Source organism: Nostoc sp., from assembly GCF_035638895.1.
Lineage (GTDB): Bacteria > Cyanobacteriota > Cyanobacteriia > Cyanobacteriales > Nostocaceae > Nostoc.
This window is the reverse complement of record NZ_DASQZC010000292.1, coordinates 1-7,854: the sequence shown is the minus strand read 5'-3', so window position 1 is coordinate 7,854 and position 7,854 is coordinate 1. Positions and strand designations below refer to the sequence as shown.

Annotated in this window: 8 protein-coding genes; 2 read left to right on the top strand and 6 right to left on the bottom strand. The window is 44.5% G+C overall.

The features are described 5' to 3' along the window. From VE944_RS14325 to VE944_RS14310, 4 genes are all read right to left on the bottom strand, one after another. A partial coding sequence (locus tag VE944_RS14325; RefSeq protein ID WP_324978064.1) for a YifB family Mg chelatase-like AAA ATPase occupies window positions 1-848 on the bottom strand: 848 nt, incomplete at its 3' end. Window positions 849-998: 150 nt separating this feature from the next. Continuing rightward, on the bottom strand, window positions 999-1,697 hold the full coding sequence (locus VE944_RS14320; protein WP_324978062.1) for a DevA family ABC transporter ATP-binding protein: 699 nt from the start codon (window positions 1,695-1,697) through the stop codon (window positions 999-1,001). 82 nt (window positions 1,698-1,779) lie between these two features. Next, window positions 1,780-2,952: an ABC transporter permease DevC gene (devC, locus tag VE944_RS14315; RefSeq protein WP_324978060.1), complete on the bottom strand. Its 1,173-nt coding sequence runs from the start codon at window positions 2,950-2,952 to the stop codon at window positions 1,780-1,782. Window positions 2,953-3,089: 137 nt separating this feature from the next. After that, window positions 3,090-4,400 (bottom strand): HlyD family efflux transporter periplasmic adaptor subunit, encoded by a 1,311-nt coding sequence (locus VE944_RS14310; RefSeq protein WP_324978058.1) that lies wholly within the window; start codon window positions 4,398-4,400, stop codon window positions 3,090-3,092. A gap of 249 nt (window positions 4,401-4,649) precedes the next feature. Here VE944_RS14310 and VE944_RS14305 point away from each other — a divergent pair, with 249 nt between their 5' ends. Next, window positions 4,650-5,264: a TetR/AcrR family transcriptional regulator gene (locus VE944_RS14305; RefSeq protein WP_324978056.1), complete on the top strand. Its 615-nt coding sequence runs from the start codon at window positions 4,650-4,652 to the stop codon at window positions 5,262-5,264. 464 nt (window positions 5,265-5,728) lie between these two features. Here VE944_RS14305 and VE944_RS14300 read toward each other — a convergent pair whose 3' ends face one another. Continuing rightward, on the bottom strand, window positions 5,729-5,857 hold the full coding sequence (locus tag VE944_RS14300) for a hypothetical protein (RefSeq protein ID WP_324978054.1): 129 nt from the start codon (window positions 5,855-5,857) through the stop codon (window positions 5,729-5,731). An 80-nt stretch (window positions 5,858-5,937) separates the two neighbouring features. Further along, window positions 5,938-6,405 carry a translation initiation factor IF-3 gene (infC, locus tag VE944_RS14295; RefSeq protein ID WP_225892454.1) on the bottom strand — a complete coding sequence of 156 codons (468 nt, stop codon included), beginning with the start codon at window positions 6,403-6,405 and terminating at the stop codon, window positions 5,938-5,940. A 256-nt stretch (window positions 6,406-6,661) separates the two neighbouring features. Here infC and VE944_RS14290 point away from each other — a divergent pair. Then, the coding region (locus VE944_RS14290) for a DEAD/DEAH box helicase (protein WP_324978052.1) at window positions 6,662-7,854 on the top strand (1,193 nt) is incomplete at its 3' end.

Genomic DNA, 7,854 nt, shown 5'->3' with positions numbered 1-7,854 from the left:
AGAGAAGGCCCGGATGCTGAGTGGTGGGGACTGCGAAAAGGGCGATCGCGTACCAAAGAACCGCGATTTTTCAATAAACCAGCCACCGAATGGATACGAGTCACTTCTAAAGATTCGGCAAAACTCAGGGGCGGTAAAATTCCTGGTAAGCGCCGTGCTAACATGGTTTTCCCGCTACCAGGCGGCCCGACAAAAATTAAATTGTGTCCACCAGCCGCCGCAATTTCTAAAGCACGACGCGCATGAGCTTGTCCTTTCACATCATGCAAATCTGCGCCAGGGTAAGATGCTGTTGCTATCTCCGTTGTATGATCAATTTGCACAGGTTTGTAACGTCCGGGATTATTTAAAAAATCCACCACCTCAGATAGATGTTTGCAGCCGTAAACAGCCAAGTCTTGAACCACTGCTGCTTCTTGGGCATTATCAGCAGGGATAACTAAACCTGCAATTCCCATCTTTTGGGCTGCTGCTGCGATCGGCAAAACACCAGCCACCGGGCGCAAACTGCCATCCAGAGAGACTTCGCCCAAAAATAGATAATCCCCCAACAAATCAGCGCTAACTTGCTCAGAAGCCGCCAAAATTCCCACACTAATAGGCAAATCGAAACAGGGGCCTTCTTTCCGTAAATCTGCCGGAGTCAAATTGATCACAATTTTTCGCATGGGAAAGGCGAAACCTGCATTCTTCAACGTTGCTTTGACTCTTTCTCGTGATTCTTGAATCGCTGAATCTGGCAGTCCCAAGACAACAATTCCCGGTAATCCCCCTGACACATCGACTTCTACGCCGACTTTGACGGCATCGATGCCCACAATTGATGCACTCCAAACTCTGGCAAGCATTTCTTATATAACAGTAAACCTTTCAAATCTCTAGCAGATGAGCCGCTACATTGGCATTAGTGAAATTACAGAGATGATTTTTGAGCCAAATAATTAAATACTACTTTCTGGTTGTTTTCTTCTTAATAAAAAATTTTGAGGACAACCAACCTAACCGACTGCAACAACAGCACTGTCATTTATTAACTTGCCATCTTCCATGTAGACGATGCGATCGGCAATATCTAGAATGCGATTGTCATGAGTAACTAAAAGAATAGTACAATGCTGTTCTTTAGCTAGGGTTTGCATGAGGTTGACCACATCTCGTCCCGATTTACTGTCAAGGGCGGCGGTGGGTTCATCCGCTAAGACAATTTTAGGACGACCGACTAACGCCCGAGCGATCGCAACTCTTTGTTTTTGTCCCCCAGATAAATCATCAGGATAATAATTCAGGCGATGCCCTAATCCTACCTCCTCTAACATTTGGGCTGACCGGCTTTTCATTTCTGCCGGGGAAATATTATTATGTACTTCCAAGCCCATTCTGACGTTCTGGAGTACTGTCAGGCTACCGTGCAAGTTATGCGCTTGGAAAATATAACCATTACTGCGTCGCGCTTGGGTAAGTTGTCTTTTGTTAGCGCCACACAGTTCTTGTTCCAATATTTGCAAACTGCCAGATTGAGCAGAACGCAAGCCGCCGACTAAAGTCAGAAGTGTAGTTTTACCAGAACCAGAAGGCCCAGTCATAATAATAATTTCGCCAGCGTTAATATCTAGGTTGATATCAAAAAGAACTTGCTTGCGAAGTTGACCATGACCAAAATAGTGGTCGAGATTTTTAACAGAGATGACGGGAGGCATACTTAGGAGATTGGGGAGTGGGGAGTGGGGTGGGGAGCGGGGAATTGTTACTTGTTTTTCCCTATTCCCTATTCCCTATTTACTAAAACATATCTGCGGGATCAGCAGACTGTAATTTACGGGTGGCGATCGCACCAGAAATTACACACATAATCATAGTTAAAGTTAATACCGTTAATGCTCGCCCTACGGTCATATAAAGTGGTAAATTGGTAGCATTACGAGTTAAATGATAAAGTCCTAAAGGTGCGATCGCTCCTGGGATAAAGCCTAAAACTGCCAAAATTATCGCCTCTTCAAACACCACACCTAATAAGTAGAGATTGTTATATCCCATTGCTTTGAAAGTGGCGTATTCTTTTATATGAGAATTCACATCTGTAGAAAGAACTTGATAGACGATAATCACGCCCACCATAAAGCCCATTGCTACACCTAAGCTGAAGATAAACCCGATAGCCGTATTTGTTTTCCAGTAATTTATTTCAAATTCGATAAATTCTGCTTTGGTTAAAACTTTTACATCATCATCTAAATAAGCTTGTAAAGTTGTTTTCATCTGCTTTGGATCATAGCCTGGTTGTAGTTGCACCAAACCTAGACTGACACCGCTAGCTTCTCGTCTGGGAAATAGTCGCAGAAAGTTTTGGTCGTTGGTGATTAAAGTACCATCAGCAATGAAGGAAGCCCCGACTGAAAATAAGCCGCTAATAGTAATTGTCCGGCGTTCTATTTCGGTTGTGACAGTTTTACCTTGGTCAATTTGAGCGATCGCATCATTATAATCTCCTCTAGAGGCGCGATCAAACAAAACGGTATCTGGTAGCTTAACAGCATCTATCTGGCGATTCACATCCGCTAAGTTAAACACCTGCTGATCGGGATTGAACCCCATAACTAATATTGTCGTCTTCTGATTTGTTTGGGGATTTTTCCAATCAACAATGTTGATATACATTCCTTCTGCCGACTTTACACCTGGTATATCCATTGCTTGATATAGCCGTCGCCGCGTAAAGCTGGACATATTTGCTAGGTTGCGTGCTTGGGGACTGATCACAAACATATCAGCCTGCATACTCCGATGCAGGATTGTATTACTTTCAAACAGGGCAGTCTGAAACCCTAGCTGCATAAACATCAGAACATCGGCAAAGGCAATGCCTGACAATGCTACCAAAAGACGGCCTTTTTCATGACTTAGTTGCAGCCATCCTAAAGGCGTTCGCCGCCGCAGTTGTTCAATTAATTTCATAAGAGGGAGTGGGGAGTGGGGAGATGGGGGAGATGAGGGAGCAGAGGGAGCAGGGGAGGCAGGGGAAGCAGGGGACAATGAGAATAACCATGCCCAATCCCAATGCCCCATTCCCAATTCTCCACTCCCCACTCCCTTTAAATTTCAATTACCGCCTTGACTTGCAAATTAGTTAAGCTAGAAGCATTTTGGCTAGATAGTTTATTCAGTTGCACATGGACTTCCACTACTCTGGCATCAATGTTACTAGAGGGATCAGTGTTGATTAGATTTTGCCGCTTTACCTGCATACCAATCCAATCCACTCTTCCCTCTAATTCATTGAGTAGGGAATCACTACTTACCCGCACATCCTGTCCCGGACGCACTTTCTTGATATCACTTTGGTATACTTCTACTACTGCATACATCTGGTCGGTTTGACCTAGAGCTACAATTCCTTCACTGGCAACAGTTTCTCCGGCTCGTGTATTAATCTCCAAAATTCGACCGACTTTAGGAGCTACAACATAAGCCTGCGCCAGTTGTACTCTAATTTTATCCGCCGTGGCTTGAGCGCTGTCTACCTCTGCTTGTGCGTTTGCTATATCTGTTGGACGGACTTCAGCAGTTTGATTGAAGTTAGCTTTTGCTTCGTTAATCTGCTGTTGCAAGCTGGCGAGGGTTTGATTCTGGTTGGCTTTTGCTTCGTTAAGCTGCTGTTGTAGGGTTGCGACAGTTCTTGTCTGGGTGGCTTGGCTTTCAATTAAGGCTTGAGTGGAAGTTTCGGCGTTTAAGCGTCTGCTATCAACTTCCTGGCTAGAAATTGCTCCTGCTTTATATAAAGTCTCGTAGCGCTGCACATCAGCTTCGGCATTACGTCTCTCGGCTGCTACGCGAGCCACTGTTGCTTGCAAGCTCCGTTGTTGCCCAAGGATTTCTGCCTCTATACGATTAATTGTGGCTTGCTGAGTTTTAATGTTTCCTTCTAGTTCTACTTGCAAACGATTCACGGTAGCTTGACGCGCTCCAATTTCTCCCTGTTTGGCTCCAGCTTTTACCTGGTTAAGGCGAGATTTGGCAACTTGAACTTGTTTTTGTGCTTCAGCCAAACTAGCTTGTAGACGATCGCGGTTGTCCATAATCGCAATTACCTGGCCAGTTTTGACGCGATCGCCTTCTTTCACCAATAGTTGATCTACCCGATTTCCTTCACCAGTTGAAGAAGGCGCTGACAGTTTTATTATTTCTCCCTTTGGTTCTAACCGCCCTAATGCTGTTACTGTTTTTACCACAGGCTGAACTGCTACTGGTGTTTTTTGTTTTTCATTAGCTGTAGCCTGAAGCTTCATCACCGCATAAACACTGATTCCGCCTATTGCTAGAGATGCAATTATTGCAAGTAGAACAGGCGATCGCACAAGATTATGAGAAGACCTTAGGCCCTCTGAATTCCTGTTTTGCTCCATACTATTTTCCCTTACCACCAGTAGCAACTTGTACTAAACTGTCCAGTTCAACTTATGCTAAACTAAACGGACTAGTTTAGTCAATATGATAGAACTAAACTTGTCAATCAATTCACTCGGCATTATGCAGGGCAATGCTATTCCTGCCCCCTACCTCCTTCAACGAAGGGTATATTTATTTTCGCCATTTTGTACTGGGGCATTTTGCAGCATCTATTAATATTGTTTATAAGAAAGGATGATTAATAAATGGTACGCATCAAAGCTGACGAAGTTGATCGAGACAATGCCGTTGATAAAGTGGAGCAAATTCTGCAAGGGGCAATGCAAGAATTCCTTCAACATGGCTATGCTGGCACAAGTATGGATCGGGTAGCAGTAGCAGCAGGTGTTTCTAAAGCGACAGTGTACAGCCACTTTCAAGATAAAGAAGGGCTTTTTAAAGTACTGTTAGAGCAACTGGCAAGCAAAAAGAACATCTCTATTTTTGGCACAGAACCTATTGAGGGAGAACCAGTCACCATACTACACCAAGTAGCAACCAAAGCATTAGAGCAGATGTTTAACGACAAAGAACATAGTGCATTTATGCGAGTACTAATTGGGGAATCTGGGCGTTTTCCTGAGTTAGCTCAAATTTGTGTTCAAGCGATGATTAAGCCAGTAGCGGAAACTCTTACTCACTACTTGGCGGCTCCTGAACTAAAGATACCTGACCCAGAGGCAACAGCGAGAATTCTCTTAGGAGCATTGGTGCATTTTCATATTACTCAAAATGTGATGCATGGACAGGACATTGTACCAATGGAAAGCGATCGCCTGATTGATGCCTTGATACACCTAATCAATAAATGCGCCGATTAATTGGCTATTTTCCGGCGCTTGTTTGGTCAATTTGACCCGGATTTCTCACTAATCAGAAATCCGGGAGCGGGCCATAATAAGGAAAGAATACGTTTAATTAATACGGATTGCAAAAGCTTACTTGGCGTAAAAACCTTAAAAAGGTATCAGCTAATTTTTAAAAAACTGCTAGCTAATATATCTTCAAAATTGGCAAACCTCCCGTAGTTATCCTTATAACTCTTCGGATGCCATAGCTTAATAATATTACTTACATCAATCTTTTGATTTTTGACAGAGTTGTTCGGGGTTATGTGCTGAGTTAAGGGGTCTGCTGCGAGTGTAGATGAGCGCATTTCGTAGGAAGGCTATGTGAAGCGCATTAGAGAAATCCAAAAGCCGCACCTTTAAATGTCAGTGCGGCTTGCAGAAATCAATATTCGTACAAAGGATTCTGAGATGTTTCGATGTCCCAGTACTTGGGGTTATGGCATCCCCCACTGGTTTAAGGTTCCATCCTCATCTCCAGTATAGCCTGTGCAAGCGCGAGTGGATGCCCAGCGAAAAAATCCCCTTGCTGTTTTCAGTGGGGAGAATTTCAATGTTTTTTCCATAGAAGCTACAGTGTTGCCTCCAGCTTTTTTTGTTCCTAACAAGCTGTTACAAAGATATCCTCTAGCGATCGCAAGATTAACTAGGCAGGAATCACTTGAACAACTAGTGCGCGTTTATCCAGCGATTGGATTTTACCTACTTGACTGAGATCATTTGCAATTCGGTCTAGCAGTTCTCCTGCTTTGTCACGATATTGATGTTCTCGGCCTCGTAAACGGATGGCAAACTTGACTGAATCGCCTTTACTCAACCATTCACCTGCTTGTTGGATGCGTAAATTGTAATCAGCTACGCCCACGTTTAGTCCAAATCGAACTTCCTTTACCGTGGGTCTAGCACTCTGGCTCTGACGTTTTTTCTTTTGATACTGAAGCTTGCCATAGTTAAGAATCTTGGCGATTGGAGCCTCTTTACCTTGCGAGACTACAACTAAGTCAAGCTCTAAGCTCTCGGCTAGCTGTAGCGCCTCATTGGTGTCGATCAGACCACGATTGTTATTCTCATGGTCAATCAAGAAGACGCTAGGTGACTTGATTTGTGAATTAATCAGTTGCTTTTGGATTGCGATAACGAATTTCTCCTAATTGTTCAACATTTTACATTCCAAGTAATGCTAATTTAACACAACGCTGAATTAGAGCAACTTTAACGACAAAATCGACTACAATCTGTTAAAATGTGGAATTGCGGCACTTGCTCTTCAGTCTTTGCGCTATTGCCCATCAGCCTTTCAACGTTTTTTATCCGTCCGCCTAAGACTGACGCCGCCATTGGCGACAGGCCGATGTTATTTTTGGAGTTTTATGTCTTTTTCTAATCTCGGCTTGTCCAATGAAATTATCCGTGCAGTTACCGAACGCGGGTACACTGAACCCACGCCAATTCAGATACAGGCGATTCCTGCCGTCTTGTCGGGTAGCGATTTGCTAGCTGGGGCACAAACTGGTACTGGAAAGACCGCTAGTTTTACCCTACCGCTTCTGCATCGGTTGTCATCTGACAAGAGCATCAAAGGTACATATAAGGGATACCCGCCGATCCGGGCGCTGATTCTTACCCCAACTCGTGAACTCGCCGCACAGGTAGAAGAAAGCGTGCGCGAGTACGGTAAGTACTTGCAGCTAAACTCGATGGTAATGTTCGGCGGAGTTGGTATTAATCTGCAAAAGCAGCGTTTGAAGAACCGAGTGGATATTCTAGTCGCTACTCCAGGGCGACTGTTAGACCATGTACAGCAAGGGACGCTGAACCTGTCGCATATTGAGGTTTTGGTGTTAGATGAAGCAGATCGGATGCTGGACATGGGCTTTATTCATGATATCCGCCGCATTCTCTCACTCTTGCCCAAACAGCGACAAAATTTGCTATTCTTCGCTACTTTCTCGGACAAAATTAAGACACTTGCCGCCGGGCTGCTGAATAACCCGACGATGATTGAGGTAGCACGCCGCAACGTTACCGCCGAGACGATCGCACAAAAAATTTACCAGGTAGACCGTGACAAGAAACGCCAATTACTTGCTCACCTGATCCGCCGAGATAATTGGTATCAAGTGCTAGTGTTCACCCGCACTAAGTATGGTGCTGATCGTTTGGTTAAGCAATTGGGTGAAGACCGTATTCAAGCACTGGCAATCCACGGGAATAAAAGCCAGCCAGTGCGTACTAATGCTCTGGCAAAGTTCAAAAATGGTAGCTTACAGGTATTGGTGGCGACAGATATTGCTGCTAGAGGTCTTGATATCAGCGAACTGCCTCATGTAGTTAACTTCGATCTACCCAATGTACCGGAGGATTATGTTCACCGCATTGGGCGTACTGGCCGGGCTGGCGCGTCAGGTGAAGCTGTATCGCTGGTGTCCGTTGATGAATACCCTCTATTGAAAGATATTGAAAAACTGATTGAGCAGCGCTTACCAAGGGAAGTAGTAGCTGGTTTTGCCTCCAACCCCGATACCAACCCCGAACCAATCCCAAATGGACGGCAACACAGAGC